Here is a 19,019-nt window from a genome sequence, read left to right as displayed (position 1 = left end):
CCGGCAAATTCCGCTATGGTGGGGGTCAATCGGCCGGCCCGGAGACCGGACCCGGTCCCCGCCGAAGCCCAGCCGATCACATCCGCCGATCACCCCGATGCGTCCACGAGGCACGACAGACACAGGAGGACTTCATGATCAAAAAACAGAAGAAAAAAAAGAAAAAAGAACTCACCTACCGGAAAAAAGCCATTGCCGTGGCCCGGGAACACTGGGAAAAACAAACGGAAAAGGCCATCAAGGACCGCCCGGTGTTCCGGGGCCTCCAGATCATTCCCACGGCCAGCTACTACGATGAATCCAAGGGGCACCGCCCGGGCGAGAACAACTGGAAGGGCCTGGGCTTCGACCTCCACCCCCAGGTATCCCTGACGGCCGGGGGCCTGGTCCTGGCCTTCATCGTCCTGACCCTTTTGTTCCGGGAGCAGGCCGCCGTGCTGTTCAAGAGCCTTCTCGACGGCATCGGCGACACCTTCGGCTGGCTGTACATCCTGTCGGCCAATTTCTTCGTGCTGGTCATGGTGCTGATCGCCGCCAGCGATTACGGAAAAATCCGGATCGGGGGGCCCGACGCCCTGCCCGAGTTCAGGACCTTCAGCTGGTACGCCATGCTGATCAGCGCGGGCATGGGCATCGGGCTGATGTTCTGGAGTGTCGCCGAGCCGATGTTCCATTACATGACCCCGTCGCCCATGTTCGCCGTCCCCAAGGAAACGGCCCAGGCCGCCCAGGTGGCCCTGGGACTGACTTATTATCACTGGGGCATCCATCCCTGGGGCATCTATGCCCTGGTCGGCCTGTCTCTGGCGTTTTTCGCCTACAACCGGGGACTGCCCCTGACCATCCGGTCGATTTTCTACCCCCTGCTTGGCGAAAAAATCTACGGATTCTGGGGCAACCTCATCGATATCCTGTCCGTTCTGGCCACCCTGTTCGGCCTGGCCACCTCCCTGGGGCTGGGGGTCAAACAGGTGGCCTCCGGCCTCAACTACCTGTTCGGCTGGTCCACCTCCACGGAATTCGCCGTGCTGCTCATCGCCCTGATCACCCTTCTGGCCATCGCCTCCATCGCCACGGGCCTGGACAAGGGCGTCAAGTTTCTGAGCCTGGCCAACATGATCGCCGCCGGAGCCTTCATGGTCTTTCTGCTGGTGGTGGGGCCCACGGTGTTCATCCTCAAGGCCTTTACCCAGAACATCGGATTTTACATCCAGAACCTGCCCCAGCTGAGCTTCTGGGTGGAAACCTTTTACGGCACCGACGGCAGCCGATGGCAGAACGGCTGGACGATCTTCTACTGGGGATGGTGGATTTCATGGTCGCCCTTCGTCGGCATGTTCATCGCCCGGATTTCCAAAGGGCGCACCGTCAGGGAGTTTATCGTGGGGGTGATGATCTTCCCGACGATCCTGTCCTTTCTGTGGATGTCCTCCTTCGGCGGGTCGGCTCTCTGGCTCCAGATGACCGGGGCCGCCGACATCGCAACCGCCGTCGGCAAGGACGTATCCACGGCCCTTTTCGTGATGCTTGAAAATTTCCCCTTGAGCGGCGTCATGTCCTTTATCGGCATTCTTCTGGTGACGATTTTCTTTATCACCTCGTCGGATTCGGGGTCCCTGGTGGTCGATCACCTGACCTCGGGCGGCAAGCTGGATTCCCCCGTGCCCCAGCGGATCTTCTGGGGAGCCGTGGAAGGGGTCTGCGCAGCGGCCCTGCTTCTGGGCGGAGGTCTGACGGCGCTTCAAAGCGCGTCCATCGCCACGGGCCTGCCGTTCACCATCGTGCTTCTGGTCATGTGCTACAGCCTGTACCAGGGCTTGCAGGAAGAACACTACCACGCGACCATCATCGAGACGATCAAACCCACGACCAGAACCATCGAAATCCCCGTGGAGGGGTTTGTGGAGAAAGCGGAGAAAGGAATGGGAGTGCCGCCCCAGCCCTGATCGGGGTCGCGAAAAAAACAAATCTGGTTATGCACTTGATTTCAGTAGTTCTTCAACCGCTTAATCAATGCCATTAACATATTCTCACTGTCCAATCGATTGGCAAAGCAAAGCATGCCCTTCATGGTCTTAACTTTACGATATTGGGCTCACGATGGATTTGGTTTTGCGATGTGTCGATAAGGCGACAGGCTTTCCCTTGGGGAAGAACAACGCGTTCATTAACCACCCGTTCGCTGCGCTCACTGAAGATCACGAAGGGCCACGAAGAATAAATCTCTCTTTACGCCCATCTTCGTGAACTTCGTGCCCTTCAGTGAGCAACGCGAACGGGTGGTTTAGCAATAGGATGATCACCGAAAACGTGAGGGAGGTGCATAACCGGATAATATTTTCCCGAAGCCGTCAGGGTTTGGATTTGCCCTTCTTGCGGGGCTTGCGGTTTTCGTGGGCGGCGATCAGGGCCATGACGTCCTCGTTGGCGTTGGGCGTCTCAAGGGTTTCGGCATAGTCCTTCCGGCTGATGGAAAGCTGCTCCACGGGGGATTCCAGAAAGGCCTCGATGGCGGAAAGGGCGTCTTTTTCCTCGTCGCTGCAGAAGGACAGGGCCACGCCCTTGTTGATGCCGCGGCCGGTCCGGCCCACCCGGTGGACGTAATATTCGGGATCCGTGGGCAGGTCGTAGTTGATCACCGTGGTGATGTCGGGAATGTCGATACCCCGGGCGCTGACATCGGTGGCGATCATGATCCGGCAGTCGCCCCGGCGGAAGGCGGCCATGCCGTCGGACCGCTGGGCCTGATCCTTGTCGCCGTGGAGGGTCACCGTTTCGATGCCCACCCGGTCCATGGCTTTGGCGACCCGCTCGGCCCGGACACGGGTGCGGACGAAAACGATGATTTTCTCGCCGGGGTGATCCTTGATGTAGCGTTCGAGGAAAAACCGTTTGTCGTCCATGGCCACGCTCATCACGGCGTGGCTCACGTTACGGGACACCCGGTCCTCGGGGGAAATCTGGATGCGGATGGCCGTGCTTTTCACCTGGGAAAAGGCCAGTTTCTTGATCTTCCGATCGATGGTGGCGGAAAAAAACAGGGTCTGGTGACGGCGGGTCAGCTTCGCTTTGATCTGCCGGATATCCTCGATGAACCCCAGATCCAGCATGCGGTCCGCCTCGTCGAGCACCAGGGTGTCGATCCGGCCGATACGCAGGTGACCCTGGCTGATCAGGTCGAACATCCGGCCCGGGGTGGCCACCAGGATATCGATCCCGTCCTGGAGGCGCGTGATCTGCTGGTCCTGCTCGACGCCGCCGTAGAGAGCGAAGGACTTGACCCGCGTATGCCGGGACAGGGTGCTGACCACCTCCCCGATCTGCATGGCCAGCTCCCGCGTTGGCACCATGACCAGGCAGCGGATGCCCGGCGAGCGTTTACTGGACTTGGACCGGTGAATCCGGTCCACAATGGGAACGGCGAAGGCCGCCGTTTTTCCGGTGCCGGTCTGGGCAATGGCAAGCACATCCTCGCCGTTCAGGATCGAGGGAATGGATTTGAACTGGATGTCCGTGGGCCGTTTGAATCCCATGGCGGCCAGGTTTTTCTTGATTTCGTCCGAAATCGGATAACTGTCGAATTTCATGCCCCTCGTCCCTCCTGTGGTGTGCGGCGAATCTACCCCTTCATCCCCGGAATTGCAACGGTTAAATCCGGGCCTGCCGAAAGCGCTCTGAAATCGAATCCCGTGGGATTCTGGAAGACCCTCAAGCCGAATTCGGAGATCACGGCCAGAAGATGGTCGAAGATATCCGACTGGATCCCTTCGTAACGGGCCCAGGCGGTATCGTTGGTGAACACGTAGATCTCGATGGGCAGACCGCCCGGCCCCGGTTGAAGCTGGCGCACCAGAAAGGTCATGGACCGGTGGATGGTGGTCTGGCTCCGGATGTAGGCTTCGATGTAGGCCCGGAAGGTTCCCACATTGGTCAGCCTGCGGCCGTTGACCGGGTTGTCGGTGTTGACGCCGTGGGCCGTGTTGTAGGCGGCGATCTCCTCCTCCTTTTTGTCGAGGTAGGGCACCAGAAGGTCGATGGTCCGGAAGGCTTCGAGCATGGCCGCGTCGCAGATGCGGATGCTGGTCATGTCGATAAAGATCGACCGCTTGATCCGCCGCCCACCGCTTTGCTGCATGCCCCGCCAGTTCTTGAAGGTCACGTCGATCAGGCGGTGGGTGGGAATGATGGTCAGGGTCTTGTCGAAATTCTGGATCTTCACCGTGTGCAGGGCGATATCGACCACGTCGCCGTCGGCGTTGAAGGCGGGCACCTCGATCCAGTCCCCCACCCGCACCAGATCGTTGGAGCTGATCTGGAGGCTGGCCAGAAACGAGAGAATCGTGTCCCGGAAAATCAGAAGGATCACGGCGGTCATGGCCCCGAACCCGCTGAGAATCACCAGGGGGGAGCGCCCCAGGAGGCTGCTCGCGATGACGATGCCGCCCAGAATATAGATGACCAGCTTGGCCACCTGGACATAGCCCTTGATGGGCCGGTCCCTGGACACGGCAAGGGACTGGTAGATATCGTGAAGCCCGTTGATCAGGGGCCCGATCACCAGAAGGGCGACGAAGAACATGCCCGACAGGGCCAGCTTGCGGATCAGAATCTCAAGGGACGGCACCAGGAAGGCCAGGCCGTGGATGACGAACAGGGGGACCAGGCAGGAGATCCGTCTTAGAACGGTGTCGTTCAGGAGAATGTCGTCATAGCGGGTCCGGGTTTTGGCCGTGATGCCCAAAACCGCTTTGGGAATGTAATGCCGGGTGATCAGGTAGGCCAGACAGGAAAGGGTCAGCAGGGCAAAAAGGGCCAGCATCTGCTCAAAGGCCGGATGCGTTTCAAACCATTGGGTCAGGCGGTCGAAGGACATGGGGGCGCTCCTTGGTCAGAGGGTTGACAGGAGCCCTCATCCTAACCGCTTTGATCTTTTTTTTCAACTCCCGGGGGATTTTCGAAGCTTGCCCCACTCGACTCTTTATCTGGCCCGGCGAACGTGCTAAGGGTAAACTTCAACCTCAGGATGAACCATCACTCTTTCAACCAAACAAAGGACCGATCAATGAAAATCGTGGAACCTTCCGTCGACCTGTTGTGGATCACCGAAAACCCCGAATACCAGATCGAGCGGGCCGGCCGGACCTGCTACAAAAGCGAGGACAAAATCACCGCCGATTCGGCCCGGCTGTTCGCCGGAAAAATGCGCGAGCACGGCCATCACGCCATGATCGAACACGCCGTGGCCTCTTTTCGCATCATCACGGACCGGGGCATCACCCATGAAATCGTCCGCCACCGGCTGGCCTCCTTTGCCCAGGAATCCACACGGTACTGCAACTACAGCGCCGACAAGTTCGACAACCAGTGCACCTTCATCGAACCGCCCAATCTCAACGCCGGGCAGCGGGCCCTCTGGGAAAAGGCCTGCCTCGACGCCGAGGCGCGTTACTTCGAGATGCTCAAAGCCGGCTGCTCGGCCCAGGTCGCCCGGTCGGTGCTGCCCACCTGCCTCAAGACCGAACTGGTGATGATGGCCAATTTCCGCGAATGGCGTCATTTCATCGGCCTTCGGGGCACCAAGGCGGCCCACCCCCAGATCCGGCCCATCGCCCACATGATCTGGACCATCCTGATGCAGCACGCTCCCAGCGTCTTCGAAGACCTGACCGTTACGGCATCGTAATCGATGCGGGCGGTCCCGCCCGCATCGCCCTCAGGGCTGAATGACCACGGTCCGGGTGATTGTCAGGGCCTCGTCGTACTCGGCGGTGACCTGACAGGTGCCGGGCTGATGCACCTGGGCCAGCCCCTTTTCCCCTTCGGTGTCGCTGATGGAAAGCACCGCCCCGTTGTCCGAACTCCAGGTGACGGCCTCGGTCAGTTCCAGCCCCCGGCCGTCGGTAAACAGGCCCTGAACCCGGAACTGGACGGCCCCGCCGCCCAGGGATTCATACCCCATCACCAGACTCTCGAAGGCCAGGACCTCGAGGCGTGCCGAGTCCTGAACCATTCCATTGACCGACACACCGATCTGTGTCGTTCCTTCCGACAGGGCCAGCATCCGGCCGAAATCAAAAAAATCCGCCACCGCCCGGTCCGACGACGTCCACACCACCCGGTCGGTCACATCCTCGGATTCGCCGTCTTCATACACGGCCGTGGCCGTGTAGGTCAGGGTCCAGTTGAGCGGCAACAGGTCGCTGACGGCATGGATCTCGATATGGTCCAAGGGTTTAAGCACCTGAACCGCCGTCACGGCGCCCACCTGGCCGAGCACGGCCAGCACGTAGGTGGCGCCGGGGGCGATGCCGGTGACTGTTCCCGCCTCTAAGGGTGCGCTGCCGACCGTGGCGACCCGGGGATCGAGTGACAGCCACAGCGCCTGCTCACCCAGGTTCAGAACCGAGCCGTCGGAGAAGATCCCTTCCAGGGTCAGCGTCGCGGACGATCCGGCGTCGACGGCGGCAAAGGGCGGTGAAAATCTCAGGGACCTCAGGGTTTCTCCGGTGACGGTGAGGCCGGCCTGGCCCGTGACGGCCCCGACGGCCGCCGAAATGGTGACGGGGCCGGGGGCAAAGGCATACAGACGGCCCTTGAGTCCGGGCACGTTGCTGATGCCCGCCCGGCTTCGGTCACTGACCTGCCAGAGCACCTGATCGGTCAGATCCTGAACCTCGCCGTCGGAAAAATGCCCCAGGGCCCGGCAGGACCGGACCAGACCTGCCGGAAGGGATCCGTCGCCGGCAACCACCTCCAGATCCTCAAGGGTGGCGGCGGTGACGGTCAGATCGACGGTGCGTTCGATGCCGCCCAGAACGCCGCTGATCGACACCCGGCCGGGAGCGAGGGCAAACACCGTCCCTGCGGTGCCTGAGGCGTTATCCACCCGTGCCGCCGCAGGGTCCGAGGAGGTCCACAGCACCTCGTCGGTGACCGTCATGACGGCGCCGTCGGTGAACCGGCCCACGGCGGTCAGGGCGAGACCGTGACCCGCCGGTAGGGTCGCCGCAGCCGGGCTGACCTCCATGTCGGTCAAAAGAGGATCTTCGATGGTCAGGGTCATGCGCCCGTCGATCCCGTCGAGGCAGGCGGACACCGTCACCTCGCCCGGTTCGAGGCCGGTCAGACGCCCGCCGTCGTCGCCGTTGCCCACAACGGCCACCTGAAGATCCGAAGACGCCCAGGTGACCATACCGGTCAGATCCTGAACCGAATCATCGCTGTACCGTCCCATGGCCGAAAGGGAACGGGTCAGGCCCGCCGGGAAATGAGGGCCTTCGGCGACCAGATACACCGATTCGAGGGCGGCTTCACCCACGGTGATCTCTGTCCGGGCCGCCACCGCCCCAAGGGCGGCGCCGATGCCGACCGTCCCCATGGACAGGGCCGTGACCCGTCCCTTGGACGCCGCGGCATTGCTGACCCGGGCCCGGGCAAGATCATCGGATTCCCAGAGCACGGTTTCGGTCAGGTCCCGGCTGCTCTGATCGGTATAGATGCCCGTGGCGCGAAATGAGCGGCTCTGCCCCTTGGCCATGGTCGATCCGGCCGGGGAAAGCTCGATGCGGCGGAGCCTGGCTTCGGTCACGGTCACGGGAAGCGAGGCGACAATCCCGTCCCGCTCCGCCGTCAGGGTCACACGGCCGGGGCTGACCCCCGTCAGAAGGTCCCGCGTGCCTTCGGTCGACACGTCGGCCATGGCCGGTTCAGGGTTGTCCCAGTCGACCAGCCCGCCCATGTCCTTTTTGCTTGAATCGGAAAAAATGCCCGTCACCCGGATATCGACCGTGACGCCGACGGCCACGGAAGGTTCCGCCGGTGACGGTTCGAGGCGGACCAGCACCGCATCGGTCACCGTAAGGGTCAGGGTGTGTTCACGGCCGTCCAGTTCAGCCTTGATGGTCGTGATGCCGGCGGCCAGGGCGTGGAGACGCCGGCCCTCGATGACGGCGACGGCCGGATCGTCCACGGTCCAGGTGATATCATCGGTGATGTCCCGGCCGGTCTGATCGGAAAAGAGGCCCACGGCGTCGAGCACGGCCTCCATGCCCGCAGCCAGACGGGGCCGGGCCGGTTGAACGATGATCTGCTCAAGCACGGCGTCGGTCACCGTCAATTGAATCCCTGCCTCGATGCCGTCCTGAAACACCCGGACCCGGCTCTGCCCCGGGGCCTTGGCACGGAGCACGTTATGACCCTTGGTCCGATCCCAGTCCACGACATCCGGGTGTTCGATCTCCCAGTTTGCCGTGTCCACCAGATCCACACTGCTCAGGTCCGAATAAATGCCCGTGGCCGTCAGGGACAGGCTCCGGCCCAGTGGAATCCGGCTCTCCGCGGATTCCAGGTCGATACTCTCAAGGGTCGGACCGGTGTCGCCGGGCTCTCCCGTTCCCGGCGAAGGACCGGAGGACGATCCGCCGCCGCCCCCGCAGGCCGTCAGAATGATCATTATCCCCAGTACAACCAGTCGTTTCATACCCCCCCTTTGACATCCGTCCTGTCGGGTGTGAAATGATTTCCACACCCCTTAATACATCCTCGTTTGACCGTCTAAAACTCGAAACCCTTCAGGAGCGTGCATCTCCATGCCCCATCGCCAATCTGGCCAAAACTCCGAACCCGGCTCCAGTTTTAGAACAGCGTTCATCCATGCAAGTTGCATGCTAAACGAACGGGCCGCGAAAACACGGCATGAACCGATCACACGGAAGGCGGCTTATCCATAATCATTGCCCTGGGTTTCGTGCCGGTTGTGTGGTAGGATACGCGCCATGAATCTGACGACCAACATTGTTCTGATCGGCATGCCGGGGGTGGGGAAAAGCACCGTGGGGAGGCTTCTGGCCCATGACCTGGGATGGGACTTTCTCGACACGGACGCCCTGATCGTCGAGAAGGAGGGCATGGCTCTCCACGATATCATCGACAGGGTGGGGCTGTCCGCCTTCTGTACCGCCGAAGAGCGGGCCGTACTGGGCATCCGGGCCCGCCGCACGGTCATTTCCACCGGCGGCAGCGTGGTCTACGGCAGCAGCGCCATGGCCCACCTGAAACGCTTGGGCACCGTCATTTACCTGGCGGCGGACCTTGACCTGCTGCTTACCCGGTTTTCCGATCCGGACAGCCGGGGCGTGGTCCGCAAGCCGGGCCAGAGCCTGTCGTCTCTGCTGGCCGAGCGGGATCTCTTGTACCGCCGGTACGCCGACCTGATCCTGGCCTGCCCGGGCGGGGAATCGCCTGCGGCGACCCTTGCCAGACTGCGTAACATTCTCGCCTGAAACACCCCGAAACCCCTGCCTTTCCGCACGATTCACGCCCCTGAAATAAGGTGTTGATAAAAAATTCAAACGCGCTATGATACCCCCGAAAACAAACTCCGACCCTCATCATGACAGGATAACACACCCATGACTGCAAGCAGGTACGATGCAGATTCCATCGAAGTTCTGAAGGGGCTCGACCCGGTGAGGCGGCGTCCGGGCATGTACACCGACACGGACCGGCCCAACCATCTGGCCCAGGAGGTCATCGACAACGCCGTCGACGAAGCCATCGCCGGATTTGCCGACAAGATCGAGGTGATCCTCCACCCGGACCAGTCCCTGGAAGTCAGCGACAACGGAAGGGGCATGCCGGTGGACATCCATCCCGACGAAGGCATCACCGGGGTGGAGCTGATCCTGACCCGCCTCCATGCCGGGGCCAAGTTTTCAAACAAGAACTACCAGTTTTCCGGCGGCCTCCACGGGGTGGGGGTTTCGGTGGTCAACGCCCTCTCCACCCGACTTTCCGTGGAAATCCGGCGCGGCGGCCGACGCTACGAGATCGCCTTCGAAAACGGCTACAAAAGCCGGGACCTTGAGGTCACCGGCACCGTGGGCATAAAAAACACCGGAACCACCGTCCGGTTCTGGGCCGATCCCCGCTATTTCGACACCCCGAAAATCTCGGTCCGAAGCCTGCGCCACGTGCTGCGGGCCAAGGCCGTGCTCTGCCCGGGCCTCAAGGTTTCCTTTCTGGATGCCGCAACGGGCGAAAAGGACGAGTGGTATTACGAGGACGGCCTCAAGGATTATCTGAACGACAGCCTGGCCGACTGGGAACGCCTGCCCGACGACCCTTTCGTCGGCCATTTCGAATCGGCCGGAGAAACCGCCTCCTGGGCCGTGGTCTGGCTGCCCGACGGCGGCGACCTGATTACCGAGAGTTATGTCAACCTGATTCCCACGGCCCAGGGGGGCACCCATGTCAACGGCTTCCGCACCGGCCTTCTGGCCTCGATCCGGGAGTTCTGCGAATTCCGCAAGCTGCTGCCCCGGGGGGTGAAACTGGCCCCCGAGGACATCTGGGACCGCTGTGCCTACCTTTTGTCCGTCAAAATGGCCGACCCCCAGTTTTCCGGGCAGACCAAGGAGCGCCTGTCCTCCCGCCAGAGCGCGGCTTTCGTGTCCGGCGTGGTCAAGGACGCCTTCAGCCTCTGGCTCAACAAAAACACCGACGTGGGTGAGCGCCTGGCCGAGATGGCCATCGACAACGCCCAGAAACGGCTGCGGGCCGGAAAAAAAGTGGCCCGGAAACGGGTGACCGCCGGCCCGGCCCTGCCCGGCAAACTGGCCGACTGCACGGTCCAGGATCCCTTCAAGGCCGAACTGTTCCTGGTCGAAGGCGACTCGGCGGGCGGCTCGGCCAAGCAGGCCCGGGACCGCCAGTACCAGGCCATCATGCCCCTGCGGGGCAAGATCCTCAACACCTGGGAAGTGGACCCGGACATGATCCTCAATTCCAAGGAAATCCACGACATCTCCGTGGCCATCGGGGTGGATCCCGGCTCCTCGGACCTGACCGGGCTGCGTTACGGCAAGATCTGTATCCTGGCCGACGCCGATTCCGACGGGCTCCACATCGCCACCCTGCTCTGCGCCCTGTTTCTCCGGCATTTCCCCGCCCTGGTGTCCGCCGGACACGTGTTTGTGGCCATGCCGCCCCTGTATCGCATCGACGTGGGCAAGGACGTGTACTACGCCCTGGACGATTCGGAAAAAAACGGCATCATTGACCGGATCCGGGCCGAAAAGAAAAACGGCAAGATCAACGTCCAGCGGTTCAAGGGACTGGGGGAGATGAATCCCCTCCAGCTTCGGGAAACCACCATGTCCGCCGATACCCGCCGTCTGGTCCAGCTCACGGTGGACGACCTGGACATCGAAGCCGGTGAAGGCAGTGCCTACGGGGTCCTTGACATGCTGTTGTCCAAAAAACGGGCCGGGGACCGGAAAACCTGGCTGGAAACCAAAGGCGACCTGGTCAGTATCAGTGTATAAGGAATCATGATGAACGACGTCAGCCTCGACGGGGTCGAACAGATCCCCCTCAAACTGTTTACGGAAAACGCCTACCTGGAATACTCCATGTACGTGATCCTGGACCGGGCCCTGCCCCATATCGGCGACGGCCTCAAGCCGGTCCAGCGGCGCATCGTCTACGCCATGAGCGAACTGGGGCTCAGATCCACGGCCAAATACAAAAAATCGGCCCGCACCGTGGGCGACGTGCTGGGCAAGTACCATCCCCACGGGGATTCGGCCTGCTACGAGGCCATGGTCCTGATGGCCCAGCCCTTTTCCTACCGCTATCCCCTGGTCGACGGCCAGGGCAACTGGGGTGCCCCGGACGATCCCAAGTCCTTTGCGGCCATGCGCTACACCGAGGCCAAGCTGTCCGCCTACGCCCAGGTGCTGCTCGAAGAGCTGGGCATGGGAACGGTCAACTGGGTGCCCAATTTCGACGGCACTCTGGACGAGCCCGAGGTGCTGCCGGCCCGGCTGCCCAACCTGTTGCTCAACGGCAGCACGGGCATCGCCGTGGGCATGGCCACGGACATCCCGCCCCACAACCTGCGGGAGGTGGCCGAGGCTCTCATCCACCTGCTCGACCACCCCCAGGCCACGGTCGACGAGCTGTGCCGATTCATCAAGGGACCGGACTATCCCACGGAAGCGGAGATCATCACCCCGGCGGACAGCCTGATCAAACTGTACGAAACCGGCAACGGCACCCTGAAAATGCGCGCCGTCTACAGTCTTGAAAACGGGGACATCGTCATCACCGCCCTGCCCCACCAGGTGTCCGGCGCCCGGATTCTCGAACAGATCGCCGCCCAGATGCAGGCCAAGAAGCTGCCCATGGTCGAGGACCTTAGGGACGAATCCGACCACGAATCCCCCACCCGTCTGGTGATTGTGCCACGGTCCAGCCGCATCGACAAGGAGGCCCTGATGGCCCACCTGTTCGCCACCACGGATCTGGAAAAAAACTACCGGGTCAACATGAACCTGATCGGCCTTAACGGCAAGCCCCAGGTCAAGGGCCTTGACGTGCTGCTCACCGAATGGCTGGAGTTCCGGCGTGATGTGGTGACGCGGCGCCTTTCGGCCCGGCTCGAGAAGGTCAGGGACCGCCTTCACATTTTGGACGGCCTCCTGATCGCCTTTTTGAACATCGACGAGGTGATTCATATCATCCGGACCGAAGACAAGCCCAAACCGGTGCTGATGGAGCGTTTCGGCCTGACCGACGTCCAGGCCGAAGCCATCCTGGAGCTGAAACTGCGCCACCTGGCCAAACTCGAGGAAATGAAGATCAAAGGAGAGCAGGACGACCTGTCCGCCGAGCGGGACATGCTGGAGAAAATCCTGGGGTCCAAGGCCCGGATGAACACCCTGATCCGCAAGGAAATCAGACAGGATGCCCAGACCTACGGCGACGACCGCAGGTCCCCCATCGTCGAACGCACCGAGGCCCAGGCCCTGACCCCCACGGACCTGATCCCCACCGAACCGGTGACGGTGATTCTGTCGAAAAACGGTTGGATCCGCTCGGCCAAGGGCCACGATATCGACGAAAGCAAGCTGAAATTCAAGGCCGGGGATCAACTGCTTTCCGTGGTCTTCGGCCGCAGTGACCAGCAGGTGGTGATTCTGGATTCCACGGGCCGGACCTACGCCATCCAGGCCCATGCCCTGCCCTCGGCCCGGGGCCAGGGCGAACCGCTTACCGGACGCCTGGCCATTCCCCCCGAGGCCACGGTCTGCGATGCCCTGATGGGCGACCCCGAAGACCGGGTGCTGATGGCCAGCGATGCCGGTTACGGCTTCATCGCCTCATTATCGGACCTTCACACCAAAAACAGAAACGGCAAGGTGGTGCTGACCCTGCCCGATCAGGCCCTGCCCCTCAAACCCATCCGGATCGAGGCGATGGAATCGGCCCTTCTGGCCGCCATCACCAACGAGGGACGCATGCTGTTGTTTCCCATCAAGGACCTGCCCACCCTGGCCCGGGGCAAGGGCAACAAGATCATCAACATTTCTTCCCGTCGGGCCAGGGCCCGGGAGGAACTGCTTCAAACGCTGTTTCTCATGCCGCCGGACTGCCAGCTGGTGATTTATTCAGGCAAACGGCACTTCACGCTCAAGGAAGGGAATCTGGCCGGTTACATCGGATCACGGGGACTCCGGGGCAAGAAGCTGCCCCGGGGCTATCAGAAGGTGGATCGTTACGACATCATCCCCCGGCACCCCCAGTCTGCACACGAGTCCGGAATGCCGGAGGAATAAACAGACGGTCAGGCGGCCACGGCCGCCAGAAAGGCCCGTTTCAGATCGGCGGTCAGGGGACCGGGGCGTCCGTCGCCGATGACCCTGCCGTCGATACGGGTGACGGGAATCAGTTCCGCCGCTGTTCCGGTGAGAAAGCATTCGTCGGCGGTGTACAGGTCATACAGGGTCACACAGGCCACACGGACCGGCACCCCGATCTGACCGGCGGCCTCGATGACCGTGCTGCGGGTGATGCCGGCCAGGGCGCCCTGAGCGCTGTCCGGGGTCACCAGAACGCCCCCCCTGATGAAAAACACGTTGTCGCCGGTGCACTCGGCCACATAACCCTCCCGGCTGAGCATCAGGGCTTCCAGGCACCCGGCTTGGATCGCCTCGACCTTGGCCATGATGTTGTTCAGGTAATTGAGGGACTTGATCCGGGGGTCCAGACAGTCCGGGGGCGTCCTGCGCACCGAGGCCGTGATCACGGCGATGCCCTCTTCATAGCAGGACTGAGGATAAAGCTGAATGTCGTCGACGATGATGATCACCGAGGCCCGGTCGCAGGTGAAGGGGTTCAGCCCCAGGTTGCCCCGGCCGCGGGTGACGATCAGCCGGATGTACCCGTCATGCTTTTCATTGGCCGACACGGTGTCCCGCACCGCCCGGGCCAGGTCCTCCCGGGCCATGGGAATGGTCAGATACAGGGCGGCGGCGCTGTCGTAAAGGCGCTCCAGATGCTCATCCAGCTTGAACACCTTACCCCCGTAAATCCTTATGCCTTCGAACACACCGTCCCCATAGAGCAGGCCGTGATCGAACACCGACACCTTCGCCTCGTCTTTGTCGTAATACGTACCGTCAATGTAGATTTTCATGGCTCGTCCTTGTCCTCGAAAATGTTTCTGAGATGGGTGTAATTATCGCCGAAGGTCCGGACCATCAGCCCGTCGAACCGTCGGATGATTTTCATGATGTAGATATCGTGTTTGATGTAGTCTTCGGCCAGGGTGATGAATCCGGGATTGGCGCTGAAGGCCCCGTGAGCCCGGCCGTCCTCGTCGATGGTCCCCACCAGGGCCGCCCGGCCGTCGGCCACCAGGACCAGACCCCGCCCGCCTTTCTCCTGGTAGATCGTGTCCTCGATGGGATGGTAAAACACCGCCCCGGCGCCGGCGCCGCTGTGCCCGAAATGGATGGCTGCGATGCGCACCGTCCGCGCCTCGGCCCGGACCAGGAACGGTTCCAGGCTTTCCCGCTCGGGGGCCCAGGCCGAGAGCAAAAGCGTGTCCTCGGCCTCGTCGATCAGGCGGCAGGCTCTGGCCATCAGATCCTCGTAGGTTCCGATGTTCCAGATAAACGACACGGCCCGCTCGTTCCGGAGGGCCGGGAGATCCCGTTCGAGCACCGACAGGGTCCGGTCGAACTCCCGGCGCCGGCTGTCGATGAATTCATCGGGCAACAGAGCCATGTATTTTTTCTTGCTGCCCTCCCCGTCGGGCATGAACACCTGCTTGTCCACCAGCCGGGCGATGATTTCATAGATTTTCGATGAGGGAATGCCCGAGGCCTGGGCGATTTCGTAGGCCGTGGCCGGCTGAATCCGGAGCAGGCACAGATAGGCCTTGGCTTCGTATTCGGAAAACCCCAGACGCTTGATCGGTTCGATGAGTTCGTTCACTACCATGGTAGTGAATATAAAGTCGGCCGCTGATCCGGTCAAGCTTTTTTTATCTCAGGCGTCGTCTGCCCCGGACCACTGGGACAGTCCCATCCCGGTCAGAATGAGCACGGCGCCGATCAGACCCCGGAAACCCAGCCGCTCCCCGGTGAGCACATAAGCGCTCAGGGCGGCAAACACCGGTTCCATGCAAAAAATCAGGGCCGTGGCCGAGGGGGAAATGAACCGCTGCATGGTGGTCTGGACCAGATAGGCAAAGATTGTGGCGAACAGCACGCAGACGATCAGGGCGGGAACGATGGAAGGGTCCACGGTCAGGACGGCGTGGCCGGTGCCCCGGGCGATCAGGGCGCTGACGAGGCCGATGACCCCGATCTGGATGGTGGTCAGCCAGAAGATGTCGCAGGTGCCCACATACCGGCCGGTGTAAAGGATGTGGACGGCGATGAACACCGCGCAGAGCACCCCCAGCACATCGCCGCCGTTCAGGTGCAACCCTTTCCCGGCACACAGCAGGTAAAGCCCGATGACGGCGAACAGCGCCCCGGCTGCAAGGGCCCGGCCGATGACCTGTTTGAAGAGCAGGGCGGCCAGAAGGGGGACGAACACCACATTGAGGCCCGTGAGAAAAGCCGTGTTGGACGCCGAGGTATACACCAGGGCAAGGGTCTGGAGAGCAAAGCCGCCGAACAGCATGAGCCCCAAGAGCAGCCCACGCCGCAAGGTCGATCGGTCCAGGGGACGCCACACGATCAGCCGCATGAGCAGAAGCAGGACAAAGGCCAGGGAAAAGCGCTGGGCCAGGAACACGAACACATCGACCCGGGCCACGGCGTCCTTGACCACCACGAAGGTCACCCCCCAGAAAAAGGTGGTCAGGACCAGAAGCGCCCGGGCGGCCGTTTTTTTTGCCGAAGACCCTGATAAAATCATTTTTTTAATAAAAGCCATGTGTTATATATGAATACCTGTTTGACCGCCCCTGCCCCGCCACCGTTTCAAGGCTGAAACGGCCCAGGTGCCGGATGGGGACGGAAAAACCCAGCTCCCTGGTTTTATTCCAAAAAGAAGCGCAGACTATACACCGGGGAGCCCCTTAAAACAAACAAAAAAGTGTTGGTCCATGTGACTCAACTGAACCGGATTCCGTGTGATTCCGGTCCCAAACCACGTTCAGGAGGAATGTATGAAAGGCTTTCGTACCGCGCTCAAACTGATGACTGTCCTCGTGCTTTTTCTGATTCCCATGGCCGCCTGGGCCCTGGAAGATGAACTGATCGTCACCGTGGCCTCGGACGCCACCTGGCCCCCCATGGAGATGCTTAACGAAAACAAGCATCTGGTGGGTTTCGACATCGATTTCATGAACGCCGTGGCCCAGGAGGCGGGATTCAAGGTCCTGATCGAAAACACGGCCTGGGACGGCATTTTCGCCGGTGTGGCCAGCGGCAAATACGACGCCATCATCTCCTCGGTGACCATCGATGAAAAACGCAAGAAAATGGTCGATTTTTCGGATCCCTACATCAATGCCGGCCAGGTACTCGTGGTGCCCGCAGCCTCCACGGCCAAGGTCCTGGCCGACTTGAAAGGCAAACCCGTGGGCGCCCAGATCGGAACCACCGGAGCCTTTGAAATCAACAAGGTCGAGGGCGTGGTTCTCAAAGCCTACGACGAGTTGGGCCTGGCCTTTGAAGACATGCTGGCCGGACGCATCGACGGCATCGTCTGCGACACGCCCATCGCCGCCAACTACGCCCTGCAGAAAGAGGAATACAAGGGGAAATTCAAAATCGCCGGCGAGCCTTTTACCGAAGAATATTACGGTATCGTGGTCAAAAAGGGCAACACCAAACTCCTTGAGCTGATCAACACGGGCATCAAGGCCGTCAAGGCCAAAGGCATCGACGAGGAACTCAAGGCCAAGTGGTTCAAATAATCCAACCGCCGGAATCCGGACCGGATGCGCACCGGTCCGGATTCCGACCTGAAAAGGTCCGTTGACGCTCGCCGTTTCCGGCCATAACCGATACACAAGGTCGTCATGCCCAAATCCGTTTCAGCCAAACCACCCCACATCGACGTATCCGAAGGGGGCGCCATCCCCACCCGACTGGACCGGGGCCTGTTTACCGCCTGGCGCATCGCCTTTTTCGGGGCCGTTACCGCCGTCATCGCTCTGGTGACCCTCAAGCCCGATCCCTATCTGGACATCGTTAAATTTCTGCCCGACGGGATCCTGGTCACCTTTCAGGTCACGGTGATGTCCATCGTCCTGTCTTTGATCATCGGCCTTTTCGCCGGACTGGGCCGACTGTCCCGGAATCCGATCATCAACGGCATCGCCTCCCTCTATGTGGAGGTCATCCGGGGCATCCCCCTTCTGGTCCAGCTGTTCTACATCTATTACGCCCTGGGACGGGTGGTGAACCTGCCGGCCATCACCTGCGCGGTGATCTCCATGTCCATCTGCTACGGGGCCTACATCGCCGAAATCATCCGGGCCGGCATCGAATCCGTTCCCGGCGGACAGACCGAGGCCGCCCGATCGTTGGGCATGACGCCGTTTCAGACCATGCGCTACGTGATCCTGCCCCAGGCGATCAAAACCATTCTTCCGCCGGTGGGCAACGAATGCGTGGCCCTGCTCAAGGACTCGTCCCTGGTCTCTATCCTGGCCGTGTCCGACCTGCTGCGCCGGGGTCGGGAATTTGCCTCCCAGGGGTTCGAGTATTTCGAGGCCTACACCATGGTGGCCCTGTTCTATCTGATCATCACCCTCATTCTGTCCAAACTGGTGGGCATCATGGAGGACCGTCTCAATGTCGACTAATCCGGCCATTGTCCGCGTGGAGCGGGTCAGCAAATATTTCGGTTCCTTCAGAGCCCTGACCGACGTCAGCCTGGATGTCCGGGACGGTGAGAAAGTGGTGATCATCGGGCCCAGCGGATCGGGCAAGAGCACCCTGCTCCGGTCGATCAACCAGCTGGAAACCGTGGACCGGGGCCGGATCATCGTCGACGGCATGGACATCATGGATCCGGGCGCCGATATCAACAAGATCCGGGAAGAAGTGGGCATGGTGTTCCAGTCGTTCAATCTCTTCCCCCACAAGACCGTCATGGAAAACCTGAACCTGGCCCAGATGATCGTCCGCAAACGGTCCCGGGAAGAGGCCACAGCCATCTCCACGGAACTGCTGCGCAAGGTCGACATTCTCAACAAGGAAAACGAGTATCCCGGCAAGCTCTCCGGCGGCCAGCAGCAACGGGTGGCCATTGCCCGGGCCCTGGCCATGACCCCGAAAATCATGCTGTTCGACGAGCCCACCTCGGCCCTGGACCCGGAGATGATCGGCGAAGTGCTGGCCGTCATGAAAAAACTGGCCGGTGAAGGCATCACCATGATTGTGGTGACCCATGAAATGGGATTCGCCCGGGAGGTGGCCGACCGGATCATCTTCATGGACGGGGGATGCATCCTGGACGAAGGGCCGCCCGATGAATTTTTCGACCGGACCCGCCATGAACGGGCCCGGTCCTTTCTTGACAAAATCCTCTAGTGATTGCATGGTGTTTTGTTTCCTGACCGTGCCCGTGAGGCCCTCGGGCGCGACGGCATTCCCGTGGACGAAACGGGAAACCGTCATCTAACAATTGACACTAACACATCGGTTTGATAGGGTATTTTGACAATAAAGCGCGTCTGATCATGGGAGACATACCGGTGAACGACG

14 protein-coding genes are annotated in these 19,019 nt (G+C 61.3%); 8 read left to right on the top strand and 6 right to left on the bottom strand.

The features are described 5' to 3' along the window. Positions 1-134 precede the first annotated feature (134 nt). Positions 135-1,946, top strand: coding sequence for a BCCT family transporter (locus ACYQ11_RS18095; RefSeq protein WP_459925222.1), 1,812 nt, complete (start codon positions 135-137; stop codon positions 1,944-1,946). A 405-nt stretch (positions 1,947-2,351) separates the two neighbouring features. Here the strand turns inward: ACYQ11_RS18095 and ACYQ11_RS18090 are convergent, their stop codons facing one another. After that, positions 2,352-3,587 (bottom strand): DEAD/DEAH box helicase, encoded by a 1,236-nt coding sequence (locus ACYQ11_RS18090; protein WP_459925221.1) that lies wholly within the window; start codon positions 3,585-3,587, stop codon positions 2,352-2,354. A gap of 32 nt (positions 3,588-3,619) precedes the next feature. Beyond that, entirely contained in the window at positions 3,620-4,873 is a 1,254-nt protein-coding gene (locus tag ACYQ11_RS18085) for a mechanosensitive ion channel family protein (protein WP_459925220.1), read from the bottom strand. 189 nt (positions 4,874-5,062) lie between these two features. On the opposite strand from ACYQ11_RS18085, the gene thyX reads away from it, so the two are divergent. Further along, entirely contained in the window at positions 5,063-5,683 is a 621-nt protein-coding gene (gene thyX, locus ACYQ11_RS18080; protein WP_459925219.1) for an FAD-dependent thymidylate synthase, read from the top strand. Between the two features lie 30 nt (positions 5,684-5,713). Here the strand turns inward: thyX and ACYQ11_RS18075 are convergent, their stop codons facing one another. Then, a complete protein-coding gene (locus ACYQ11_RS18075) occupies positions 5,714-8,479 on the bottom strand; it encodes an Ig-like domain-containing protein (protein ID WP_459925218.1) in 2,766 nt (921 codons plus the stop codon). 295 nt (positions 8,480-8,774) lie between these two features. On the opposite strand from ACYQ11_RS18075, the gene ACYQ11_RS18070 reads away from it, so the two are divergent. From ACYQ11_RS18070 to parC, 3 genes are all read left to right on the top strand, one after another. Beyond that, positions 8,775-9,281: a shikimate kinase gene (locus ACYQ11_RS18070; RefSeq protein ID WP_459925217.1), complete on the top strand. Its 507-nt coding sequence runs from the start codon at positions 8,775-8,777 to the stop codon at positions 9,279-9,281. Between the two features lie 129 nt (positions 9,282-9,410). Then, a complete protein-coding gene (gene parE, locus ACYQ11_RS18065; RefSeq protein WP_459925216.1) occupies positions 9,411-11,324 on the top strand; it encodes a DNA topoisomerase IV subunit B in 1,914 nt (637 codons plus the stop codon). Positions 11,325-11,330: 6 nt separating this feature from the next. Continuing rightward, on the top strand, positions 11,331-13,619 hold the full coding sequence (parC, locus tag ACYQ11_RS18060) for a DNA topoisomerase IV subunit A (RefSeq protein WP_459925215.1): 2,289 nt from the start codon (positions 11,331-11,333) through the stop codon (positions 13,617-13,619). A gap of 8 nt (positions 13,620-13,627) precedes the next feature. Here parC and ilvE read toward each other — a convergent pair whose 3' ends face one another. Genes ilvE through ACYQ11_RS18045 form a run of 3 tightly spaced genes read right to left on the bottom strand, consistent with a single transcriptional unit; the run spans position 13,628 to position 16,233 of the window. Continuing rightward, positions 13,628-14,479 (bottom strand): branched-chain-amino-acid transaminase, encoded by an 852-nt coding sequence (gene ilvE, locus ACYQ11_RS18055; protein ID WP_459925214.1) that lies wholly within the window; start codon positions 14,477-14,479, stop codon positions 13,628-13,630. Further along, entirely contained in the window at positions 14,476-15,324 is an 849-nt protein-coding gene (locus ACYQ11_RS18050) for a TrmB family transcriptional regulator (protein WP_459925213.1), read from the bottom strand. Before ACYQ11_RS18050 ends, ilvE begins: the two co-directional genes overlap by 4 nt. 12 nt (positions 15,325-15,336) lie before the next feature. After that, positions 15,337-16,233, bottom strand: a complete 897-nt coding sequence (locus ACYQ11_RS18045) for a DMT family transporter (protein ID WP_459925212.1) — start codon at positions 16,231-16,233, stop codon at positions 15,337-15,339. Positions 16,234-16,468: 235 nt separating this feature from the next. Here ACYQ11_RS18045 and ACYQ11_RS18040 point away from each other — a divergent pair, with 235 nt between their 5' ends. From ACYQ11_RS18040 to ACYQ11_RS18030, 3 genes are all read left to right on the top strand, one after another. Next, on the top strand, positions 16,469-17,221 hold the full coding sequence (locus tag ACYQ11_RS18040) for a basic amino acid ABC transporter substrate-binding protein (RefSeq protein ID WP_459925211.1): 753 nt from the start codon (positions 16,469-16,471) through the stop codon (positions 17,219-17,221). Positions 17,222-17,326: 105 nt separating this feature from the next. Beyond that, positions 17,327-18,115 (top strand): amino acid ABC transporter permease, encoded by a 789-nt coding sequence (locus ACYQ11_RS18035; protein WP_459925210.1) that lies wholly within the window; start codon positions 17,327-17,329, stop codon positions 18,113-18,115. Continuing rightward, entirely contained in the window at positions 18,105-18,845 is a 741-nt protein-coding gene (locus tag ACYQ11_RS18030; RefSeq protein WP_459925209.1) for an amino acid ABC transporter ATP-binding protein, read from the top strand. Before ACYQ11_RS18035 ends, ACYQ11_RS18030 begins: the two co-directional genes overlap by 11 nt. Positions 18,846-19,019 lie beyond the last annotated feature (174 nt).

Source organism: Desulfatiferula olefinivorans, from assembly GCF_054657895.1.
This window is presented reverse-complemented; position numbering and strand designations above follow the sequence as displayed.

Excerpts from the sequence above, each read along its gene's own strand:
- ilvE (WP_459925214.1), bottom strand. The coding sequence starts at position 14,479 with ATGAAAATCTACATTGACGGTACGTATTACGACAAAGACGAGGCGAAG.
- parC (WP_459925215.1), top strand. The coding sequence starts at position 11,331 with ATGATGAACGACGTCAGCCTCGACGGGGTCGAACAGATCCCCCTCAAA.
- ACYQ11_RS18095 (WP_459925222.1), top strand. The coding sequence starts at position 135 with ATGATCAAAAAACAGAAGAAAAAAAAGAAAAAAGAACTCACCTACCGG.
- ACYQ11_RS18075 (WP_459925218.1), bottom strand. The coding sequence starts at position 8,479 with ATGAAACGACTGGTTGTACTGGGGATAATGATCATTCTGACGGCCTGC.
- ACYQ11_RS18090 (WP_459925221.1), bottom strand. The coding sequence starts at position 3,587 with ATGAAATTCGACAGTTATCCGATTTCGGACGAAATCAAGAAAAACCTG.
- parE (WP_459925216.1), top strand. The coding sequence starts at position 9,411 with ATGACTGCAAGCAGGTACGATGCAGATTCCATCGAAGTTCTGAAGGGG.
- ACYQ11_RS18040 (WP_459925211.1), top strand. The coding sequence starts at position 16,469 with ATGAAAGGCTTTCGTACCGCGCTCAAACTGATGACTGTCCTCGTGCTT.
- ACYQ11_RS18045 (WP_459925212.1), bottom strand. The coding sequence starts at position 16,233 with ATGGCTTTTATTAAAAAAATGATTTTATCAGGGTCTTCGGCAAAAAAA.
- ACYQ11_RS18085 (WP_459925220.1), bottom strand. The coding sequence starts at position 4,873 with ATGTCCTTCGACCGCCTGACCCAATGGTTTGAAACGCATCCGGCCTTT.
- thyX (WP_459925219.1), top strand. The coding sequence starts at position 5,063 with ATGAAAATCGTGGAACCTTCCGTCGACCTGTTGTGGATCACCGAAAAC.
- ACYQ11_RS18030 (WP_459925209.1), top strand. The coding sequence starts at position 18,105 with ATGTCGACTAATCCGGCCATTGTCCGCGTGGAGCGGGTCAGCAAATAT.
- ACYQ11_RS18035 (WP_459925210.1), top strand. The coding sequence starts at position 17,327 with ATGCCCAAATCCGTTTCAGCCAAACCACCCCACATCGACGTATCCGAA.
- ACYQ11_RS18070 (WP_459925217.1), top strand. The coding sequence starts at position 8,775 with ATGAATCTGACGACCAACATTGTTCTGATCGGCATGCCGGGGGTGGGG.